Consider the following 21,858-nt stretch of genomic DNA (forward strand, 5'->3'; position numbering starts at 1 on the left):
ACTTAGCGGTGTCAAAATTCGGATTAACTTCGAGGAAAACACGGTGAATATGCTTACATGTTCACCGAATCGACAAAAATAGCATTTTTTGGTTGCCAAAAAGCCAAAAAATAGTGCAAAATCCCTCCCAATCGCTGAATAACGCTTGAAAACCGGTTTGACTCTGCTACTTTTAGAACTTAGCGGCAAGTTAGCGGCATAATAACCGATTATTCTAAGAAGTTTTATTTGGTAGCACATCGATATAGATGTTTTTATCGACAGAGGATTTTTACCGTGGCAAACATTCTTGTACTCAACGGCCCCAACCTAAACCTATTAGGCAGCCGCGAGCCCGAAATTTACGGTTACAGCACTCTGGAAGATATTAACCAGCAATTGGTGCAAAGTGCCAGTGATGCCGGCCACCAACTCGACGACCTGCAGAGCAACGCAGAACACGAGCTGATCGACCGTATTCACCAAGCACAGGGCAATATTGATTTCATCATTATCAACCCCGGCGCCTTTACCCATACCAGTGTTGCTCTGCGCGACGCCCTTGCCGGTGTGGCCATTCCCTTTATCGAAGTCCATCTTTCCAACGTCCACGCCAGAGAGCCCTTCAGAAAGCATTCCTATTTATCGGATATTGCTGAAGGTGTGATCTGTGGCTTGGGTGTCGACAGTTATCACCTCGCCCTGCAAGCCGTTATCGGCAAGCTCGGCGTTTAACCCCCTATTATTTAACCACCGTATTAAGGCGTTATTATGGATATCAGAAAAGTTAAAAAACTGATCGAACTACTTGAAGAATCAAACATCGATGAGCTTGAAATAAAAGAAGGCGAAGAGTCTGTGCGCATCAGCCGTAATGGTTCCTCTGCCACAGCGCCTGTTTATGCTCAGCCAGCAGCCGTTGCCCCCGCGCCCGTTGCTGCAGCTGCCGCACCTGCTGCTGCCGTTGAAGCAGAGCCTGCCACCCCGGCTGGCCACAGCGTTAACTCGCCTATGGTTGGCACCTTCTATCGTTCACCCGCACCCGGCGCCTCTTCTTTCGTAGAAGTCGGTCAACAGGTCAAGGTTGGCGACATTATCTGTATTGTTGAAGCAATGAAGATGATGAACCAGATCGAAGCCGACAAGGCCGGTACTGTGCAAGCTATCTTGGTAGATGATGGCCAGCCAGTAGAATTCGATCAGCCACTAGTCACTATCGGTTAATCCGCAACAACAGCGAGGTATCCACAATGGAAAAAGTTGTTATTGCTAACCGCGGTGAGATTGCTCTGCGCATCCTGCGTGCCTGTAAAGAATTAGGCATTAAGACTGTTGCTGTGCACTCCACCGCCGACCGTGATCTCAAACACGTCCGCCTGGCCGACGAGGCTGTCTGCATCGGTAAAGCACCATCGACAGAAAGCTATCTTAAGGGCTCAAGTATTATCAGTGCCGCCGAAGTCACCGGCGCCGATGGCATTCACCCAGGCTACGGTTTCTTGGCAGAAAACGCCGAGTTCGCCGAACAGGTAGAAAACAGCGGCTTCACCTTTATTGGCCCAACTGCCGATACGATTCGCACCATGGGCGACAAAGTCGCCGCGATCAAGGCGATGATTACCGCTGGCGTACCCACAGTCCCAGGCTCAAACGGCCCGTTGACTGACGACTCAGCTCGCTCGCTACGCATTGCCAATGAGATCGGCTTCCCGGTCATCATCAAGGCTGCTGCCGGTGGCGGTGGTCGTGGCATGCGCGTGGTTCACGATGAAAACGAACTGCTCAACAGCATTCAGTTGACCAAGTCTGAGGCTCGCGTCGCCTTTGGCGATGACACGGTTTACCTGGAGAAATTCCTCGGCAACCCTCGTCACGTTGAGATCCAGGTCTTAGCCGACGGCCAGGGCAACGCCATCCACCTGTTTGATCGCGACTGCTCACTGCAGCGTCGCCATCAGAAGGTATTAGAAGAAGCACCGGCACCGGGCATCCCCGATGACATCCGTGAGAAAGTGGCCATGGATTGTGTGCAGGCCTGTATCGATATTGGCTACCGCGGCGCTGGCACCTTCGAGTTCTTGTATGAGGACGGCGGCTTCTACTTCATCGAGATGAACACCCGTGTTCAGGTCGAGCACCCGGTGACAGAAATGATTACCGGCATCGACATCGTCAAGTGGCAGTTACGCATTGCCGCTGGAGAAAAGCTGACGGTCAAGCAGGAAGATATCAAAATCAACGGCCACTCTATCGAGTGTCGCATCAACGCTGAAGACTCGAAAACCTTTATGCCCAGCCCCGGTAAGGTCACGCACTACCATGCCCCTGGCGGCAACGGTATCCGTGTCGACTCTCACCTGTACAGCGGCTACAGCGTGCCTCCGCACTATGATTCTTTGATTGCCAAAGTCATCAGTTACGGCAGCACCCGTGAAGAAGCGCTCAACCGTATGGACAACGCCCTCGACGAGCTATTGATCGAAGGCATTCGCAGCAACGTTGCCCTGCAAAAAGAACTTGTTAACGACAAAGGTTTCCGCAAGGGTGGTGTTAATATTCACTATCTTGAGAAGAAACTCGGCCTGCAATAAGCTCGAACTTAGTGGCAGCATCCGTGACGGCAGCTACGCCGTCACCGCTGCCACTAATGCCCCGCCCTGCGCCACCGCGCAACTCTGCACTGATTATTGACCAGCCTTGACATCGTTTACTTGCCTTTTATCCGCCGCACTATAGAATCGCTGCTCAGCTTACCCCACAGGATTAACGACCATGCCATGGATTCAAATCAATTTTGATACCAACCCCGATGACGCTCCGGGATTAGAAGACGCCTTGTTAGAGGCCGGCAGCGTGGCGGTGACCCTGCAGGATAATGCCGACCAACCCCTGTTTGAACCGGCTATTGGCGAGACGCCGCTGTGGTCACACACCCGCGTCACCGCGCTGTTTGACGCCGAGGTTGACCTAAGTATGGCACTGCGCATGATCGCCGCCTGCTACCAGCAAGATCTGCCACCGCACCGCAGTGAAATCCTCGAAGACAAGGACTGGGAGCGCGAGTGGATCAAGAACTACAAGCCGATGAAGTTTGGCCAGCGCCTGTGGATCTGCCCAAGCTGGATGGCCCCGCCAGAGCCGGATGCGGTGAATATTTTACTCGATCCCGGCCTCGCCTTTGGCACGGGTACTCACCCGACAACGGCACAGTGCTTAGAGTGGTTAGATAGCGCCGATGTCGCCGGTAAAACCGTCGTCGACTACGGCTGCGGCTCTGGTATCTTGGCCATCGCGGCACTGCTGCTGGGCGCCGAGAAAGTCATCGGCACCGACATCGATCCGCAGGCACTGGTTGCCAGTCGCGACAATGCCCAGCGTAACGGTATTGCCGACGAGCGCTTCGAACTCTACTACCCTGAGCAAATGAATGAAAAATACCCCGAGCTGAAGGCTGACATCGTATTGGCCAATATTCTCGCAGGCCCTCTGGTCGAGCTATCCGACACCTTAACAGGTCTGGCTAAACCCGGTGCAGATGTTGTACTCTCAGGTATATTGGATGTACAAGCCGAGGCAATTCGCCAGTGTTATAGTCAACAATGTGACGTCCGACAAATAGTCAATCAAGAAGAATGGATTCGTGTAGACGCTGTTAAGTCTGCACAGTAGTATCGCAACAACAACAATTTTAGTAGGACGATACCGTCATTATGGAGCCAAAAGTTACTCGCTGCCCTAACTGCCAAACCGCATTTAGGGTAACAGAACATCAGCTAACGCTTGCCGCTGGCAGTGTGCGCTGTGGCTCCTGCCTCAACGTCTTTGCCGCCGCCGATCACTGGGACGACAACGACGATGATACAAATATTACCGACGACAGCCCCTCGCTGCCCCCAACTCTTGCCGAAGACCCGCTGTTTAATTTCAGTCTCGGCAACGATGACAGCCAGCACGACAACTCGACCACCGGCAACAGCTCGAGCAACAGCGCACTCAGCGATAGCTTTATCAACCTTGAGGCCCTCGATGAGCCGCAGGGCTTCAGCGATGTCGATGTCTTCAGCAACAATGAAGACAGCGACGATGACGAGGATGATGAATCGTGGGCTCGGGCGCTGCTTGAGGAAATCGAACAGTCCAGCCCAGAAGAACTGTACCAACCCACGAACACCCCAGACGAAACCGACAGCGACCACGCACAGCCCTCGGTCGATCACAGTCCCGCCGATGAGGTGGACGAGCAGCCAGCTGCCAGCCCTCATCAAGCCGACAGTTTCAGCGCAGACTCACCGATTGCCGACCGCGCCGCTCTGGTCAATGCCATTGAATCTGAGCCGGTCGAGCTACACCATCACCACAATCACAGTAAACAATGGCTATGGTCAGCCCTCAGCGTCTTAATGCTGGTCATTCTGCTCGCCCAGTACGCCTGGTTCAATATCAACAGCCTGAGCCGTGAAAGCACACTCCGCCCGTGGTACCAAAAAGTCTGCGAGCATATCGGCTGCCAATTACCGCCACTTTATGACATCAGCAAAATCAGCAGCCGCAACATTATCGTCCGGCCTAATACCGACAACGACCAACTGCTCAATGTCGACATGATTATTATCAATAACGCCAATTTCGACCAGCCCTACCCGAAGATTCGGGTGACCTTTAGTGATGTCAATAATACCGTGATCAGCTCCCGCGGCTTTACCAAGGATGAATATTTGCACGGCGAGCTGAGTGGCAGCAAGCAAATGCCTAAGCAGCGACAAATACATGTGCCGCTGCTATTGGTCAGCCCCGGTGACAACGCCATCAACTATAAGATTACTTTCGAAGCGGACGAAAAAAAATAATCAAGCCCTAAAGAGAAAAAATCGAACAAAAAAACAGCAGTTTTTCCGCCCTTCTCTCTTTCCCCGCCTCGCTAGAATCTGTATTATAGCGCCCCTCAAAACGGCTCTACTCGACCGATTTCAACGCTATTGTGCGTCGACCTGTTTTCGTCGTCGCCGTTATTTATCCACAGCTTAAAAGGTATCACCCGTTGGTCCAGATTGGCGCTTACAAGATAGAGGGAAAAGCGGTGCTTGCACCGATGGCCGGTGTTACCGACCGTCCTTTCCGTCAGCTTTGCAAGCAGTTCGGCGCCGCTCTTGTGGTCTCCGAGATGGTGACCAGCGATACCCGCCTGTGGAACACTCGCAAATCCAAGCTCCGTCTCGACCACCGTGGCGAAGTAGCCCCCCGCGCGGTACAAATTGCCGGTGGTGACGCCGAGATGATGGCTGAGGCGACTCGCCAGAACGTCGCTCTTGGTGCCCAGATCATCGATATCAATATGGGCTGTCCGGCGAAAAAAGTGTGTAAAAAAGCCGCCGGCTCAGCCCTGCTCAAAGACCAACAATTGGTACAGGATATTCTCGAGGCCGCTGTCGACGCTGCTGGCGACACCCCAGTGACGCTCAAAATTAGAACCGGCTGGTCACCGGATCAGCGCAACGGCGTCACTATTGCCCGTATCGCCGAAGATGCCGGCATCCGTTCATTGGCCGTCCATGGCCGTACCCGAGCCGATGCTTACAAGGGCGAGGCCGAATACGACACCATTGCCGCAATCAAGGCCGCCGTCGATATTCCGGTCTTTGCCAATGGGGATATTAACAGCCCAGAGAAAGCCGCCGCCGTGCTTGACTACACTCAGGCTGACGGCGTCATGATCGGCCGCGCCGCCCAGGGAAAGCCCTGGCTATTTGACCAAATCAATCATTTCCTCAGTACTGGCCAATACCTGCCGGCACCGAGCAACCACGAAATTCATCATGTTATGAATTCCCATCTCGCTGAGCTTTATGGCTTTTATGGCGAGTTTATGGGGGTACGTATCGCCCGCAAACACGTGGGTTGGTATTTGCAAGAACATCACATCAACCGTCAACTCAAGCAACAATTTAACCGCCTTGAGAGTGCCAGCGAACAACAATTTTGGCTGACCAAACTTTTTGACGACTTTCCCAAGGAGCACCACCCATGAACGATTCTGCAGCCGTGGCAATCAACACCGAAGACCGCGAATTAAAGAGCAACTTTACCCAGGCCCCTGTGGCCTCTGCCCAAACACTGCGCGACAGTGTTGAGACTGCGCTTAACAACTACTTTTCGCATCTAGACGGCCAGCCAGTCACAGAGGTGTACGACATGGTACTCGCAGAGGTTGAAGCACCGTTGCTTGAGCGTGTGATGCAATACACCCGCAACAACCAAACCAAGGCCTCCATCATTCTTGGCTTGAACCGCGGCACGCTGCGCAAGAAGCTCAAGCAGTACGACCTGCTGTAACGAATCTGAAAAGGTGAGCTTAGGCTCGCCTTTTTTATAATCACCCTAAACCCATTTATCCATCATCTAGAGACTATCAATGAGCGATTTACATCCCGTTAAAAGAGCCTTAATAAGCGTCTCCGACAAGAGCGGCATTGTTGAATTTGCCCGTGAGCTTATCGCTCAAGGCGTTGAAATTTTGTCCACCGGCGGCACCTATAAACTACTGAAAGACAACGACCTCAGCGTTGTCGAAGTTTCTGAGTACACCGGTTTCCCTGAAATGATGGATGGCCGCGTCAAAACCCTTCACCCGAAGGTGCACGGCGGCATCTTGGGTCGTCGCGGCACCGACGAGGCAATTATGACCGAGCACGGTATCGATGCCATCGACATGGTCGTGGTTAATCTCTACCCCTTCTCTGCCACCGTTGCCAACCCGGATTGTAGCCTCGAAGACGCTATCGAGAACATCGATATTGGTGGCCCAACCATGGTTCGCGCGGCGGCTAAGAACCACGCCCACGTCAATATCGTGGTCAACGCCTCGGACTATCAGGCGATTATTGCCGAAATGGCCGCCAACAATGCCAGCACCACCCTGGCCACTCGCTTCGATCTAGCCATCAAAGCCTATGAGCACACCGCCGCTTATGACGGCGCCATTGCCAACTACTTTGGTACCAAGGTTCCCGGCGGCAGCGAAAACTTTCCGCGCACCTTTAACACCCAGTTTGTTAAGGCTCAGGAGTTGCGTTACGGCGAAAACCCACACCAGAACTCAGCCTTTTACGTCGAGGCCGACCAACAGGAGGCGTCGATCTCTACCGCTCAGCAGTTACAAGGCAAGGCGCTGTCGTACAACAACATTGCCGACACCGATGCCGCTCTCGAGTGTGTTAAAAACTTTACCGCACCGGCCTGTGTCATCGTCAAACACGCCAACCCCTGTGGCGTTGCCGTTGCCGACAATATCCTCGATGCTTACAACCTCGCCTTTGCCACCGACACCGAGTCAGCCTTTGGCGGCATCATCGCCTTCAACCGTGCCCTCGATGTCAATACCGCTCAGGCCATTGTCGACCGTCAGTTTGTCGAGGTCATCATTGCCCCCAGCATCGAAGACGGTGTCAGCGACATCATCGCCGCCAAGAAAAACGTCCGTCTCCTCGAATGCGGCCAGTGGCAGCAAGCCGGTCACGCCTTCGACTACAAGCGCGTCAACGGTGGTCTGTTGGTTCAGGACCGTGATCAAGGCATGGTACTCGGCGCCGATCTCAAGGTTGTCAGCCAACGTCAGCCCAGTGAAGAAGAGATCCGCGATCTATTATTCGCCTGGAAAGTCGCCAAGTTTGTTAAGTCTAACGCCATCGTCTTCGCCAAGAACGGCCAAACCGTTGGCGTTGGTGCCGGTCAGATGAGCCGCATCAACTCTGCCCGCATCGCCGCCATCAAGGCCGAGCATGCAGGCTTGGAAGTAGCCGGTTCGGTGATGGCATCAGACGCCTTCTTCCCCTTCCGTGATGGTATCGATAACGCCGCCCAATCGGGCATCAGCTGTGTTATCCAGCCCGGCGGTTCGATGCGTGACGAGGAAGTCATCGCCGCCGCAGATGAGGCTGGCATGGCCATGGTCTTTACCGGCATGCGCCACTTCCGCCACTAAGCTGTAGCGACAATCGGCCTGCCCATTGGCAGGCCGACTCTGTTGCGCAACTTCGCCATCGCTTTGTTTTAGCCCGGGGCTATTTTAGCCGCACTGGGCATCACCAATTTTGGAGTAGGGTAATGAATGTATTAATTATCGGTAGCGGCGGACGGGAACACGCTCTCGCTTGGAAGGCTGCTCAGTCAGCAGCGGTCGACACCGTTTTTATCGCCCCCGGCAACGCTGGCAGCATCGGCGAAAATAAATTAAAAAATATTGCCATCGATGCGATGGACTTTGTCGCCCTGGCAGATTTTGCCGAGTCGAATAATGTTGGCCTTACCATTGTTGGCCCCGAAGCACCGCTTGTTGAAGGTGTGGTCGATTATTTCCAAAGCCGCCAACTGCGATGCTTTGGTCCCAGCAAAGGTGCCGCACAGCTCGAGGGTTCTAAAGCTTTCACCAAAGATTTCTTAGCCCGCCACAATATCCCCACCGGCTATTATCAAAACTTCACCGATGTTGATCAGGCTCTGGCCTACATTCAACAACAGGGCGCACCGATTGTTGTCAAAGCCGATGGCTTAGCCGCCGGCAAGGGCGTCATCGTTGCCGAGACTGTCGCCCAGGCTGAGGAAGCCGTGCGTGACATGCTCTCTGGCAATGCCTTTGGTGAAGCCGGTTGTCGTGTCGTCATCGAGGAGTTTCTCGGCGGCGAAGAGGCGAGTTTCATCGTCGTTGTCGACGGCAAAAATGCCGTTGCCATGGCCACCAGCCAAGATCACAAACGCGTTGGCGAAGGCGATACTGGCCCTAATACCGGCGGCATGGGTGCATATTCACCCGCTCCTGTGGTCACCGATGAGATTCATCAGCGTGTGATGCAAGAAGTGATATACCCCACGGTCGAGGGTATGGCTGCTGAGGGCAATGACTACACTGGGTTTCTCTATGCCGGCTTAATGATTGATGCCGATGGCACACCCAAGGTTATCGAATATAACTGCCGCTTTGGCGACCCTGAAACTCAGCCAATTATGATGCGCCTGCAATCCGACCTGGTTGAACTGTGTAATGCCGCCCTCGACAAGACCCTGGATAAGGTCACTACAGCCTGGGACCCACGTCCTGCCGTTGGCGTGGTATTAGCAGCGGGAGGATACCCTGGCGACTACACTAAAGGCGATGTTATCAGCGGCTTGAATAACAGCAGCAGCGCCGACCAAAAAGTCTTCCATGCCGGCACTGCACAGCAGGGCGACAACATCGTGACCAACGGCGGCCGCATTCTATGTGCCACCGCTCTGGGCAATTCTGTCACCGAGGCGCAACAGTCAGCCTACCAGTTGACCGCACAAATCGACTGGCAGGGCGTGTACTACCGCAACGATATCGGTTATCGTGCGATAGCGCGCGAACAAAAAAAATAACCCAGTAGTTTAGCGGGGGCTGCAATACCAGCCCCTTGCTGATTTTCGAGCTACTGAACTCAGGAGAATTCAGTTGTTTCGCTATCTCAATCTCGGCTACTTTTCGCTCATTCTCTTCGCCGGCTTAATCGCCTTGCCCGCCTCTGCGGCGCCGATCTTTGAAGTCACTCCGACGCTTAAACAACAAAGCCTCAGAGCCCATCTCGACCTCTATATTGACGATAACAATGATGTTGATCAGCAAGCCATTCTCGATCATGAGATGCAGATTGAGTTTATTCCGGCTAATTACTATCGATTGCAAAAGCTGCCTGAAAACAGCGCAATCTGGCTGCGTTTTTCCATTCACAATAGTGCCGACAATCAACGCATCACCCTGCGCATCCAACCCAATACAATCGACCAATATCAGCTGTATTCGCTGAACGAGCAGCACCTCACTCTACTCGCCGACGGAGGTGATACCACCGTTTTCAAAGATCGAGAAATTGTTTTACCACCGCTTTATCAAAATATCGACATTGCCACAGGCAGCACCCATACCTTTTATCTAAAACTCTATTCGCTTTCTACCCAGAGCCTCGATCTCGTCCTGTTCAATACTAACTACCTCCACAGCTATATCGCCGAACAAAGCTGGCTGGCCGGTGCGGTTACCGGCTTATTTGTCATCTTGGTCGTCATTAATTCATTGGCCTTTATACTGTTCCGACGAAATCCAATCTATCTGTATCAAGCGATTTATATCGCCGCCATTGCCGGTGTACTAATGAACCAGCTGGGCTACGGATACTACGTGTTTGGTTCAACCGAGCAATATAATTTTCAAGCGCTGGTGCTCTACACCAATATCGCCTTCATCTGCCTGATGCAAATCGTTATCTTGCTCAACAGCTTTAAGCCGCCTATTGGCCTCAACAGTTATACGCTGCTTCGCCTTGCGCAGTGCGCTGGGGTGGCATTCATCGCGGCCGAATTTTTGGCCCCACAGTCGGTGAACAGCAACTTAGCCAATGTTTATGCCCTGGTTATTTTATGCTCCGTCATTACTACCTCGCTGGTTGAGTACATTAAAACCAGCAACCGCCATCTGCTGTTTTTTGCCCTCATTCGCATCTTCGGTGTTGTCGGCATTCTGATCTATTTATCCAGCAGTATTTTGGAAGATCAGTCCAACTTTTCTGGCGTCATGCTGATCACGTTTATCGGTCTGATAGAGCTCAGTTTAATGAATGCTCTGTTTTTCTATCAATCAGCACAAAAATTTCGCTCAGAGACAGTTGGGATTATTAACCAGGCCATCAGCGACAGTCAGAAAGAACAACACAGTTTGCTACTCAATACCGTCAACAGCAAGGTCAGCGCCCCCGTCAGCGATATGATTTCAATCGCCAACCTCTTGGCTAAAGACGCCTTAAACAGTCAGCAACGCGAACACATCGTAGCGTTACTCACCAGCGGTAACACCTTGCTTAACACCCTCGATGAGGTCATTGATGAGAACCGGATTCTCAGTGGTAACATCCAATTCAGCGAAGAGTACTTCGAGCTGAATCAGCTGATACAACAGTGCTGCGACGGTTTTCAAAAATTGGCACAGCAGAAGAACATCGAACTGATTGCCAACCTACAAAACACCTTTGCCCTCAATTGCTATGGCGACCGCTTCCGTATCCGGCAGATTTTTTTAGTGTTGATTCACAACGCCATTTACAATACTGAATACGGCGAGGTGGTGGTGAGCTGCAAGACCTCGTTCACCGACAATAACAACGCCAGTATTACCTTGGTGGTTAAGGATACCAGCCACGGCATCAACATCCACCAACAGCGACAGCTGTTTAACCACCCCCAGAAGCAATTTTCAGACGAACCACCACTGGCGGCAATATATCATCTGGCCAAGCTGATGAAGGGCGATATCACCGTGCAGAGCCAGATCGGAGCAGGCTGTATTTTACGGCTTCAGCTTGACCTTCCCGCCAAGCCATTGAATGCCGACGATAATGATGTAAGCCAAAATCTGCACGGCCTAACCGCACTCATTGTCGACGACAATGAACGCAGCTGTTCAGTGGTTCGCGACTTCTTATCCGGTTGGGATATCAAGACCGACAGCGCAATTAATGCCAGCGAGGCATTAGCCAAACTACGCAACAAGGCCAATATCAGAGAGGCTTACGACCTGCTGCTAATCAACTATGAGCTGCAATCCCTCAATGGCTTGCAGCTGGCCGAACGAGTAAAAGATGACGACCAGCTTAACCAACTTGGCCATATTACTATTCTCATGGCCTCACAACTGAGCTCCGTCGAAGCCAGCCTCTATCGCGAGGCAGGCATTCATCGTCGAATAGAAAAACCCATCGACTATAACCAGCTAAAGCTGCTGTTGGTCGAGGAGGTTGAAAAACAGAATGAACGACGAAAAACCGCTGAGCTAACCCCAATGGCCAAGCCGAAGATCGACCGATTAGCGGTGCTGATTGCCGAGGACAATATCGTCAGCGCCAAGGTGTTAATGGGCATGTTCAAGAAGCTCGACGTCTATTGCCAGGCGGTGTCCAACGGTCAGGAGGCCCTGGAAGCTGTGCAGAAGAACTCCTTCGATTTGGTCTTTATGGACGGTGAGATGCCCGTACTCAACGGTATAGAGGCAACCCGAGCGATACGGTTGTGGGAGCAAAAAAACAATCTACAGCCAACGCCAATTCTGGCACTGACTGCGCATGTGCAGAGCCAATACAAGGAGGACTGTATTGCCGCTGGCATGAACGACCACCTCGCCAAACCGGTCGATATTCATCAATTACAGCTGGTGTTAAAACATTGGTCTGCACTGGTCGGCAACAACTGATATCATAGCGTGGTAATCAGCAGCACCAAGGTATAGCGCTATGACATCGCCGAAACTTTCTTTTCTTGACCGACTCTGCCTCAATGCCGATACCGCATTGCGGACTCTGATTCCTGGTGCCGCACAGGCCACCCGCGACAATCCCGCCAATCAGTATGATGAATCCATCGATCAGCAGGACTGCCGCCATATTGCCGGCTTGATGCGCATCAACCATACTGGCGAAGTCTGCGCCCAGGCACTCTATCAGGGCCAGGCCACCACCGCCAAACTGCCGGAGGTGGCCGAGGCGATGAACCATGCCGCCGCTGAAGAGATTGACCACCTTGCCTGGTGTGAGCAGCGTCTGCGTCAGCTCAACAGCCAACCCAGCCTGCTAAACCCGCTGTTTTATGGCCTGTCCTTCAGCATCGGTGCCGCAGCTGGCTTTATTGGCGATAAATACAGCCTCGGCTTTGTCGCCGCGACCGAGGATCAGGTCTGCAAACACCTGCAAGATCATCTCGAACAAATTGACCCGAACGACCAGCGCAGCCGGGCAATCCTCCGGCAAATGTTGGTCGATGAGGAGCAACACGCCACCCTCGCCCTCGACGCAGGCGGTCTTAAATTCCCCAAGCCAGTCAAAGAGCTGATGAGCCTGACCGCGAAGGCCATGACGGCAACAACTTACCGTATTTAAGAAGTAAGCAAAAAAAAGCGGCCCATCGGCCGCCTTTTTCGCTGAGCAACAACTTATTCTTCGTTGACAATAACGTAATCATGACTGATTTCAACACCGGCCGCTCCCAGCATAATCGAAGCCGAACAGTATTTCTCTGCCGATAACGATACCGCTCGCTTTACCTGCGCCTCCTTCAACGCCTTGCCGGTGACGACAAAGTGCAGATGAATCTTGGTAAACACTGCCGGCACCGCGTCGGCACGCTCAGCAGTAATCTCGACCTTACAATCGGTAAACTGCTGACGGGACTTTTTCAGCATACTCATCACATCGAAATTGGAACAACCACCGACACCCAGCAGCAACATTTCCATCGGACGTGGCCCCATATTACGGCCGCCGTGATCTTCCGGGCCATCCATAATCACACTGTTACCGCTGCCGGTTTCACCGACAAACATTGCGCCATCAACCCATTTTACGGTCGCTTTCATAGCTTCACTCTACTGTGTTATCTAATGAATACTGTCTAACGATGCTGATAACCTCATTACACCGTCGACACTTTTTTATCATCGCTCGATTATACGAGACTTTGCCCAGTTTTTCTGCTGAAATTATTTGCCCCATCGCCCACCTTATTACCTATGTCGCCACCTGTGGATAAAAGATGATAGCGGTCACAGTTCCTACAACCGCCGCGTTATATCAGGCCTCGGCGCTGTTATTGACCGTATACTTGTGTATATTGTTGAGTTATAGGGGGAGGCGAGCAGCCTTAATTACGCCACTAATATAATAATATGCGCTAATATCACTGCTTCTCCATTTTTTAAACCTATTACTTTTTTATAGGTGTGTTTTTACTTATGCTTGCTTTACAACCAGAAATTAAAGGCTTAGATGACTTTCTACAGCATTGTCACAAGCGTCGCTATCCTGTGCGCAGCACGATTATCTATGCCGGTGATCGTAGTGATTCGCTGTACTTTATCATTGGCGGCTCGGTAACCGTTGCCATTGAAGACAACAGTGATGGCCGTGAAATTATCGTCGCCTACCTGAACAAAGGCGATTTTTTTGGCGAAATGGGCCTGTTTGATCAGGACTCCCGCAGCGCTTGGGTCCGCGCCAAAACTGAATGTGAAGTAGCCGAAATCAGTTACGCAAAGTTTAATGAGCTGTGTGAAAACTATCCTGATGTCATCTATGCGCTGAGCACTCAAATGGCTAAGCGCCTTCGCCAGACCACCCGCAAAGTTGGAGACTTGGCCTTTTTAGATGTCACCGGACGTGTCGCCCGAGCACTGTTAGACCTGTGCAAGCAACCCGATGCACTCACCCACCCCGACGGCATGCAAATAAAGATTACCCGGCAGGAAATTGGACGCATTGTAGGCTGCTCACGAGAGATGGTTGGCCGTGTCTTAAAAACCCTGGAAGAGCAAGGTTTGGTCAATGTGAAAGGCAAGACCATGGTGGTATTCGGCACCCGATAGGCAGCTATACGCTAATACATCAAACAACAAAAAAGGCGCTTATTAGCGCCTTTTTTGTTGTTTATAATTTAGCGTTAAAAGAATAAACGCATCAGCTGGTCGCCCGGCTCGTCGGCACGCATAAAGGCCTCTCCGACCAAGAAAGCATTAACATCATGGCCGCGCATGGCCATCACATCATCGATACAATGGATACCACTCTCGGTAATCACGATACGGTCCTCAGGAATCTGCGCCAGCAGATCGAAGGTGGTATCCAGCGTGCAATCGAAGGTGTGCAGATTGCGGTTGTTAATACCAATCAAACGGGTCTCCAGCGGCAGCGTGCGCTCGAGCTCTTCGAGGTTGTGCACCTCGATCAATACATCCATGCCCAGCCATTGCGCCAGATCGGCCAGCTTTTTCATCTGCACATCGTCAAGACAGGCGGCAATCAACAAAATACAATCCGCACCAATGGCCCGGGCTTCCATCACCTGATATTCATCGATAATAAAATCTTTGCGAATAACCGGCAGGTCACAGGCGTTACGGGCAATCTGCAAATACTCATTACTGCCCTGGAAGAAATCGACATCGGTTAAGACTGACAGACAGGCCGCCCCGCCCTTTTGGTAGCTCTTGGCTATTTGCTCGGGATAGAAATCTTGGCGAATAACACCTTTGGAGGGCGATGCTTTCTTAATCTCGGCGATCACAGCGGCCTTACCAGCAGCGATTTTCTCTTCCATTGCGGCAACAAATCCGCGGGGCTTGGAAACCTGTTCCGCTATTTGCTGCAGTTCGCTATAGCTACGAACAACCTTACGTTCGGCAACTTCTTCGTGCTTGCGATTGACAATAGTCTTTAAAATAGTGGGTGTTGTCATAGTATTCTCGCTCTGTTCAGAGCTTGTTATTTATTAGCCGCGATTAGCGTCTGGGTAAATTCTGCCAACTCGGCAAGCTTGTGTTTCGCGGCACCGGAGCCAATAGCATCCTGGGCCATCGCAACACCTTCTTTTAAGGTCGATGCGATATTGGCGCAGTAAAGGGCTGCACCGGCGTTCATCGCCACCATATCGGTTGCTGTCTCATTGCTCTGGCTGAAGGCCGCCTTAATCATCGCCAAACTCTCATCTGGGCCACTGACAACCACATCCTCCAGAGAACCGCGCTGCAGACCAAAATCTTCTGGTACCACGGTGTACTCGGTGATGACACCGTCTTTTAATTCGGCGACAAAGGTCTTGGCAGCAATACTGAATTCATCGAGACCGTCTTCGGAATGCGCCACTATCACGTGTTCAGCACCCAGCTGGCGCATCGCCTCGGCATAGGGACGCACCCAAGCCTTGGAGAACACACCCAGCGACAGGTTGGTGACACCCGCCGGATTAGTCAACGGCCCCAAAAGATTAAAAATGGTTCTGGCCTTTAATTCCTTACGCGGGCCAATAGCATGCTTCATCGCGCTGTGGTGGTTTACGGCAAACATAAAGCCGAGGCCCACTTCTTTTACCGCCAGCGCCACCTGCTCGGCGGTAAGATCCAGCCTGACGCCGGCGGCCTCAAGCAAATCGGCACTGCCGGAACGAGAGGTCACCGAGCGATTTCCGTGCTTCGCCACCTGCGCACCGGCCGCTGCAGCAACAAAACTGGAGGCTGTCGAGACATTAAAAAGGCTGGAGCCATCACCACCGGTACCGACAATATCAACGAGGTTTTCACCCTCAACCGTCACCTTGGTTGATAGCGCTCGCATCACTGTCGCGGCGCCGACAAGCTCTTCAACAGTCTCACCCTTCATTCTCAAGGCGACCAGTAAACCGCCAATTTGGGCATCGGTTGCAGCGCCGGTCATCACCGCCGTCATCACCTCGGTCATCTCTGCTGTGGTTAAGCTTTCTCCGTCCATTAGACGGGCAATCGCCTGCTGTATATCCATGCTAAATCCTGAAATTATTAACCGGCCATACGCTAGCGGCGGCCGCTGGTATAACGTAAAAAATTGGCCAGTAAGTCATGGCCATGTTCAGTCAAGATAGACTCTGGGTGGAACTGCACCCCCTCTATCACCAGCTCTTTGTGACGCACACCCATGATTTCTTCGATGCGGCCATCTTCATATTCAGTCCACGCCGTCAGCTCTAAGCAGGCTGGCAACGTCTCTTTATCGATTACCAACGAGTGATAACGGGTGGCATTAAAGGGCAGAGAAAGCTGACTAAATACACCACTGTTGTTATGAAAAACCGGCGATATCTTACCATGCATCACCCGCCCGGCACGTACGATATTGCCGCCAAACACTTGGCCAATACTCTGATGCCCCAAACAAATCCCTAAGATAGGCAGCTTGCCAGCAAACTCCTCAATGACTTTCATCGAAATGCCAGCCTCATTAGGGGTACAGGGGCCTGGGGAAATAACAATATGGTCTGGCGCCAGTGTTTTAATCTGCTCGATGGTTATTTCATCGTTGCGATACACCTGCACATCAGCGCCGAGCTCACCCAAATATTGCACGACGTTGTAAGTAAAAGAGTCGTAATTATCGATCATTAATAACATGCTTCAATTCCTATGCCGGTACTGGTTACTGAGGGTGGGCCATAATGGCAGCGCGGAAGATTGCTCGCGCCTTGTTCATGGTTTCCTTCCACTCCAGTTTTGGCACAGAGTCGGCAACAACTCCGGCACCAGCCTGAACGTTTAAGATGTTATCTTTAATCACCGCGGTACGGATGGCGATGGCCGTATCCATATTGCCATTCCACGACAGGTAGCCGACAGCACCACCGTAAATACCTCGCTTGACCGGCTCGTATTGATCGATGATTTCCATCGCTCGTATCTTGGGTGCACCGCTTAATGTGCCGGCTGGTAGGGTTGCCCGCAGCACATCCATCGAGCTGCAGCCGTCTTTAATTTTGCCGCTGACATTCGACACAATATGCATGACATGGGAGTAGCGCTCGACCAACATTTGCTCACCAACAACAACGCTGCCAATGGTTGAGACTCTGGCGGCATCATTACGACCAAGATCGATCAACATCAAGTGCTCGGCAATTTCTTTCGGGTCAGCCAATAACTCTTCTTCCAAGGCGATATCTTCAGCCTCGTCATAACCACGGCGGCGGGTACCCGCTATCGGTCGCACCGCCACCTCACCGTTTTCAACCCGGGCGAGAATCTCCGGCGACGAGCCGACAATATGGAAATCATCCATATTGATAAAATACATATAGGGTGATGGGTTTAACCGGCGCAATGAGCGATAGAGGTTGATCGGCTGAGCGGTAAACGGCACCTGCAGACGCTGCGAGGGCACCACCTGCATGACATCACCGGCGAGGACAAACTCTTTAATTTCCTTCACCGCCTGCTCAAATGCCTGCTGACCGAAGACTGAGATGAAATCATCCTCAGTCATATCACCCTGACCGTCATCATGGATGGCAAGGGTATCCAAGGCCGGCCCGGGAAGAGGCAGCTTTCGCTCCAATTCATCCAAGCGAGCCTGGGCTTTATCGTAAGCCTGCTCATCACTGGGGTCGGCGTGGGTGATCAGGTGCAAAATACCCGACAGGTTGTCGAAGATCAGCACATCCTCAGAGACCATTAGCAGAATGTCTGGCGTGCCAATTTGATCATCGGGGCAGCTGTCTTTGAGTCGTTTCTCGATATAGCGCACGGTGTCATAGCCAAAATACCCTACCAAGCCGCCGTTAAACATCGGCAGGTCAGCCAGGTCTGGGACACGATAACGGGCTTGAAACTGCTCGATAAACTCGAGCGGGTCGTCGCTGGACAGCGATTCTATCACCTCACCGTCAGTAATGACCTCCACCAGCGAGCCCTGCACCTTTAACAGGGTTTTACAGGGCAGGCCAATAATCGAATAGCGCCCCCACTTCTCACCACCCTGAACGGATTCAAACAGGTAGGAGTAAGGCCCATCGGCGAGTTTGAGATAGGCCGACACAGGGGTATCCATATCGGCAAGTACTTGGCGAACAACCGGAATACGGTTATAGGGCTGGGCCGCAAGCTCAGCGTATTGTTGTGGTGTCATGGTGTATCCTGAGAGCAAATTTTAAGTCATAAAAACACATTGCCTACGCCGTGGCGCAGGCCATCATTTCCATCACCATCGCCAACAGGTTATATCCCGCATCGATAAGGCCACTATTTGCCTACCTATGGAAAGTGCCACCGTAATACCCCAACAATTAAAAGACATCGATTAAATTTAGACAGTCATTGTAACCAAGGCTGTGGATTTAACCAAGCCCTGCATTATTAACACTGCCGTCGGCCGCTACATAATCAATTCGTTCAGGCTGTCCACCACCCGGTCGGGGCGATCGAGAGCGATGTCGCGGCCATGGTTATAGCCATAGCTAACACCGACAACCGGCATCTCCGCCGCCCTGGCTGCCTCGATATCGTTACAGGAATCGCCTACCATCCAGCACTGCTGTGGCTCAACGCCGAGCCGCTGACAGGCCACTAGCAGCATTTGCGGATGCGGCTTGCTGTTATCGACACTATCACCACCCAATACCACGTCAAAGAAACCATCAATCCCCAAGCCGCTCAACAAGGCCGGCACAAAGGCTATCGGTTTGTTGGTGACAACAGCCATTGGCACAGCCTGAGCATGTAACCAAGACAGGTACTCTGTGACGCCACTGTAAAGAGCACTGGCCTGATTAAGGTAACGGCTGTAATGCTGGCGAAACAACTGTTCAGCTCGATCTATCTGCTCGGTGGACAGCGACTCTGTCGTCTGCTGCAAGCCCCAGGCAAGTCCGCGAACGACCAATATTCGAGCGCCGTTGCCCACCCAGTCCCGCACACGATCAATACCCGCCTCGGCCAATGATAACTCAGCCAGTGCGGCATCGAGGGCGAGAGCGATATCGGGCACGCTGTCGACCAGAGTGCCATCGAGATCAAATAATACCGCCTGTGGTTTTGTCACCTGCATGAGCTTAGGCCTTGGCGAGTTCTGAGCGCAGCGCATCAATCGCATCTTTATAATCAGGTTTGTTGAAAATAGCCGAGCCAGCGACAAAGGTATCGACACCGGCGGCGGCAATCTCTCGGATGTTATCCGGGGTCACACCACCATCGATCTCAAGACGGATATCACGGCCACTGGCATCGATCATGCGGCGTACTTCGACCACCTTATCCAATACTGAAGGAATGAATTTCTGGCCGCCAAAACCAGGGTTTACCGACATCAACAGAATCATATCGAGCTTGTCGATAACATATTTGAGCTCTTCTGGTGAGGTGGCAGGGTTGAGTACCAAACCGGCCTTGCAACCCAAGTCCTTAATCAGCTGTAGCGAGCGGTCAATGTGCTCACTGCCACCGGGGTGGAAAGTGATATAGGTGGCACCGGCCTTGGCGAACTCAGTAATCAAGCTATCAACAGGGCTGACCATCAGGTGCACGTCGATGGGCGCTGTTATACCGTAGTCGCGCAGCGCCGAGCAGATCATCGGACCAAAGGTGAGATTGGGAACGTAGTGATTATCCATCACATCGAAATGCACAATATCGGCACCGGCGGCCAACACGTTTTCCACTTCCTCGCCCAGGCGGGCAAAGTCCGCAGATAGGATAGATGGGGCAATTTGATAATCAGCCATAACAACCTCAACAATAAGAATGACGCGGATAGTCCGCTTAATTTGCGCGCAGTTTAACCTGTCGCCACCATAAGATCATCAGTCGCTGGCGGTTTTTGTCTGCGACACGGTGTTATTTAACAGTTCCAGGCGCTCGGGTGTGCCGATATCCAGCCATTCGCCGGTAAAATGTTGACCGGCTAACTTGCCTGTATCAGCCGCCGCCCGAAGCAGAGGCGAAAGAGCCGCCTTAGCCGTAGGGTCAAAGCCATTAAATAACCGAGGGGAGATAACACTGATACCGGCAAAGGTCAGGCCCGGCTGCCGAGAGTCAGAATTGGGGTTGGCTATACGGCCCTGCTGCAGTAAAAAATCACCATCGGGGTTGTGCTCGGGGTTGGCAACCAACACCAGATAAGCCAGGTCATCGCCTGTTAATGTGTCGACCTTTAGGACGCGGTAGTCAAAATCAGTCCAAACATCACCGTTAACCACGATAAAAGGGGCATCACCCAGCAAGCTTAAGGCCTGATAGATACCTCCTGCTGTTTCCAGCGGCTCGGGCTCAAAAGAGTAATGAAGCTCCACACCCCAGCGACTGCCATCACCGAGCTGCTGCGATATTTGCTCGCCCAGCCAGCCCAGGTTAATCACAATGGACTCAACACCGGCGCGGACCAGCGCCTCGATATGATATTCGATCAACGGTTTGTCGTTCACTCGTAGCAGTGGCTTCGGCGTGGTCAGCGTCAGCGGCTGCATGCGCTTGCCAAAGCCTGCCGCCAGAATCATCGCCCTCACGCAGCATCTCCCCAGCCTTGGGCGACAATCAAAGGCACCATGGTGCGCTCAAACCAGCCGGAGAATTCGGCAAGCTCGTCATACAGCCCACTCACCTCTTGTACATACTCGATGACCCGCGGTAAATCGGCCAAATAAGCCTGTTTATTATCGCGAATATTTAAGCGACAGAAAATCCCCAGCACTTTGATATGACGCTGCATGCCCATCAAGTCGAACCACTTCAGCCATACTCCGGTATCAAATGTCTGCCCCGTCTGCTGCTGATACTGCAGCCGGTATTGCTCAACCCAGGTAATAACCTGCGCTCTTGGCCAGCGGATATAACAATCCTTTAACAGCGACACCAGATCATAAGTCACCGGACCAATCACCGCATCTTGAAAATCAATCACCGCCAGTTCACCGTCGATGGCCATAATATTACGGGCGTGAAAATCGCGATGCACCACCACCTGAGGCTGAGACAGGGCAGAATCATTGAGTTTGCGCTCTAACCGGTCCAGCATGGCCTGCTCATCTCCAGCCAAGCGATAGCCCAACTGTGCATCGACAAACCAATCGGCAAATAATTGGAACTCTTGCGCCAAAAGCGCATCACTATACAAGGGGAGATTATCAATATGACTCCGGCTGAGCGACCACATCAGGTCCATCGACGCAGTGTACCAATGATCTGCACTTTCAGCCGACAACAGCGGCAGTAACAATTGATCGCCAAAATCTTGCTGCAACAAAAAGCCTTGCTCAAAATCGGCGGCAATAATGGCAGGTGCCTTAACGCCGGCCTCAACCAAACCCTGGGCTATCGCCACAAACTCATGGTTTTTTTCTTTTTCCGGCGGTGCGCTGACAGCAATATAGCTGCCCGAGGCATAAGACAAACGATAATAAACACGAAAACTGGCATCGCCGGATACCGACAACCATTGATAGGGCTGATCAATCAGCTCTGGTAACTGCTCTCTCGACCAATTTAATAACGCCTCGAACGACAATTTACGCCTCCATCTCATTTGCAATATAGGAACAACAGCT

Annotated in this window: 21 protein-coding genes; 12 read left to right on the forward strand and 9 right to left on the reverse strand. The window is 52.2% G+C overall.

Annotated features, from left to right (window positions below; genetic code table 11):
* Positions 1-276 precede the first annotated feature (276 nt).
* The 11 genes from aroQ to coq7 all read left to right on the forward strand — a co-directional run bounded on the left by aroQ (position 277) and on the right by coq7 (position 12,908).
* On the forward strand, positions 277-714 hold the full coding sequence (aroQ, locus tag L9P87_RS07760; RefSeq protein WP_237444104.1) for a type II 3-dehydroquinate dehydratase: 438 nt from the start codon (positions 277-279) through the stop codon (positions 712-714).
* A 36-nt stretch (positions 715-750) separates the two neighbouring features.
* Positions 751-1,203, forward strand: coding sequence for an acetyl-CoA carboxylase biotin carboxyl carrier protein (gene accB / locus L9P87_RS07765; protein ID WP_237444105.1), 453 nt, complete (start codon positions 751-753; stop codon positions 1,201-1,203).
* 26 nt (positions 1,204-1,229) lie between these two features.
* Positions 1,230-2,570: an acetyl-CoA carboxylase biotin carboxylase subunit gene (gene accC / locus L9P87_RS07770; protein WP_237444106.1), complete on the forward strand. Its 1,341-nt coding sequence runs from the start codon at positions 1,230-1,232 to the stop codon at positions 2,568-2,570.
* A 181-nt stretch (positions 2,571-2,751) separates the two neighbouring features.
* Positions 2,752-3,648 carry a 50S ribosomal protein L11 methyltransferase gene (gene prmA / locus L9P87_RS07775; protein ID WP_237444107.1) on the forward strand — a complete coding sequence of 299 codons (897 nt, stop codon included), beginning with the start codon at positions 2,752-2,754 and terminating at the stop codon, positions 3,646-3,648.
* 41 nt (positions 3,649-3,689) lie between these two features.
* Complete coding sequence (locus tag L9P87_RS07780; protein ID WP_237444108.1) at positions 3,690-4,826, forward strand: DUF3426 domain-containing protein; 1,137 nt, start codon at positions 3,690-3,692, stop codon at positions 4,824-4,826.
* A gap of 191 nt (positions 4,827-5,017) precedes the next feature.
* The gene (dusB, locus tag L9P87_RS07785) at positions 5,018-6,004 is read left to right on the forward strand and encodes a tRNA dihydrouridine synthase DusB (RefSeq protein ID WP_237444109.1); all 987 of its coding nucleotides are present in this window, start codon (positions 5,018-5,020) and stop codon (positions 6,002-6,004) included.
* Entirely contained in the window at positions 6,001-6,309 is a 309-nt protein-coding gene (fis, locus tag L9P87_RS07790) for a DNA-binding transcriptional regulator Fis (RefSeq protein ID WP_237444110.1), read from the forward strand. The genes dusB and fis overlap by 4 nt, the downstream gene beginning before the upstream one ends.
* A gap of 79 nt (positions 6,310-6,388) precedes the next feature.
* Positions 6,389-7,957 (forward strand): bifunctional phosphoribosylaminoimidazolecarboxamide formyltransferase/IMP cyclohydrolase, encoded by a 1,569-nt coding sequence (gene purH / locus L9P87_RS07795; protein ID WP_237444111.1) that lies wholly within the window; start codon positions 6,389-6,391, stop codon positions 7,955-7,957.
* A 122-nt stretch (positions 7,958-8,079) separates the two neighbouring features.
* On the forward strand, positions 8,080-9,369 hold the full coding sequence (gene purD, locus L9P87_RS07800; RefSeq protein ID WP_237444112.1) for a phosphoribosylamine--glycine ligase: 1,290 nt from the start codon (positions 8,080-8,082) through the stop codon (positions 9,367-9,369).
* Positions 9,370-9,442: 73 nt separating this feature from the next.
* Entirely contained in the window at positions 9,443-12,226 is a 2,784-nt protein-coding gene (locus tag L9P87_RS07805; RefSeq protein WP_237444113.1) for a hybrid sensor histidine kinase/response regulator, read from the forward strand.
* 40 nt (positions 12,227-12,266) lie between these two features.
* On the forward strand, positions 12,267-12,908 hold the full coding sequence (gene coq7, locus L9P87_RS07810) for a 2-polyprenyl-3-methyl-6-methoxy-1,4-benzoquinone monooxygenase (protein ID WP_237444114.1): 642 nt from the start codon (positions 12,267-12,269) through the stop codon (positions 12,906-12,908).
* 53 nt (positions 12,909-12,961) lie between these two features.
* On the opposite strand, the gene L9P87_RS07815 is transcribed toward coq7, so the two are convergent.
* Positions 12,962-13,384: an OsmC family protein gene (locus L9P87_RS07815; RefSeq protein WP_237444115.1), complete on the reverse strand. Its 423-nt coding sequence runs from the start codon at positions 13,382-13,384 to the stop codon at positions 12,962-12,964.
* 375 nt (positions 13,385-13,759) lie between these two features.
* Between L9P87_RS07815 and crp the strand changes: the two genes are divergently transcribed.
* Positions 13,760-14,389, forward strand: a complete 630-nt coding sequence (gene crp / locus L9P87_RS07820; RefSeq protein ID WP_237444116.1) for a cAMP-activated global transcriptional regulator CRP — start codon at positions 13,760-13,762, stop codon at positions 14,387-14,389.
* A 74-nt stretch (positions 14,390-14,463) separates the two neighbouring features.
* On the opposite strand, the gene trpC is transcribed toward crp, so the two are convergent.
* The 8 genes from trpC to L9P87_RS07860 form a co-directional block, all read right to left on the reverse strand.
* Positions 14,464-15,258: an indole-3-glycerol phosphate synthase TrpC gene (gene trpC, locus L9P87_RS07825; RefSeq protein WP_237444117.1), complete on the reverse strand. Its 795-nt coding sequence runs from the start codon at positions 15,256-15,258 to the stop codon at positions 14,464-14,466.
* 26 nt (positions 15,259-15,284) lie between these two features.
* The gene (gene trpD, locus L9P87_RS07830; protein WP_237444118.1) at positions 15,285-16,316 is read right to left on the reverse strand and encodes an anthranilate phosphoribosyltransferase; all 1,032 of its coding nucleotides are present in this window, start codon (positions 16,314-16,316) and stop codon (positions 15,285-15,287) included.
* Between the two features lie 32 nt (positions 16,317-16,348).
* Positions 16,349-16,942, reverse strand: a complete 594-nt coding sequence (locus L9P87_RS07835; protein WP_237444119.1) for an anthranilate synthase component II — start codon at positions 16,940-16,942, stop codon at positions 16,349-16,351.
* 25 nt (positions 16,943-16,967) lie between these two features.
* The gene (gene trpE / locus L9P87_RS07840) at positions 16,968-18,449 is read right to left on the reverse strand and encodes an anthranilate synthase component I (RefSeq protein ID WP_237444120.1); all 1,482 of its coding nucleotides are present in this window, start codon (positions 18,447-18,449) and stop codon (positions 16,968-16,970) included.
* 246 nt (positions 18,450-18,695) lie between these two features.
* Positions 18,696-19,367, reverse strand: coding sequence for a phosphoglycolate phosphatase (locus tag L9P87_RS07845; protein WP_237444121.1), 672 nt, complete (start codon positions 19,365-19,367; stop codon positions 18,696-18,698).
* Between the two features lie 4 nt (positions 19,368-19,371).
* On the reverse strand, positions 19,372-20,040 hold the full coding sequence (rpe, locus tag L9P87_RS07850) for a ribulose-phosphate 3-epimerase (RefSeq protein ID WP_237444122.1): 669 nt from the start codon (positions 20,038-20,040) through the stop codon (positions 19,372-19,374).
* A gap of 78 nt (positions 20,041-20,118) precedes the next feature.
* Complete coding sequence (murU, locus tag L9P87_RS07855) at positions 20,119-20,811, reverse strand: N-acetylmuramate alpha-1-phosphate uridylyltransferase MurU (protein ID WP_290368497.1); 693 nt, start codon at positions 20,809-20,811, stop codon at positions 20,119-20,121.
* A gap of 5 nt (positions 20,812-20,816) precedes the next feature.
* A complete protein-coding gene (locus L9P87_RS07860) occupies positions 20,817-21,818 on the reverse strand; it encodes an aminoglycoside phosphotransferase family protein (RefSeq protein ID WP_237444124.1) in 1,002 nt (333 codons plus the stop codon).
* Positions 21,819-21,858: the final 40 nt, after the last annotated feature.

This window comes from Sinobacterium norvegicum, assembly GCF_923077115.1.
GTDB lineage: Bacteria > Pseudomonadota > Gammaproteobacteria > Pseudomonadales > Sinobacteriaceae > Sinobacterium > Sinobacterium norvegicum.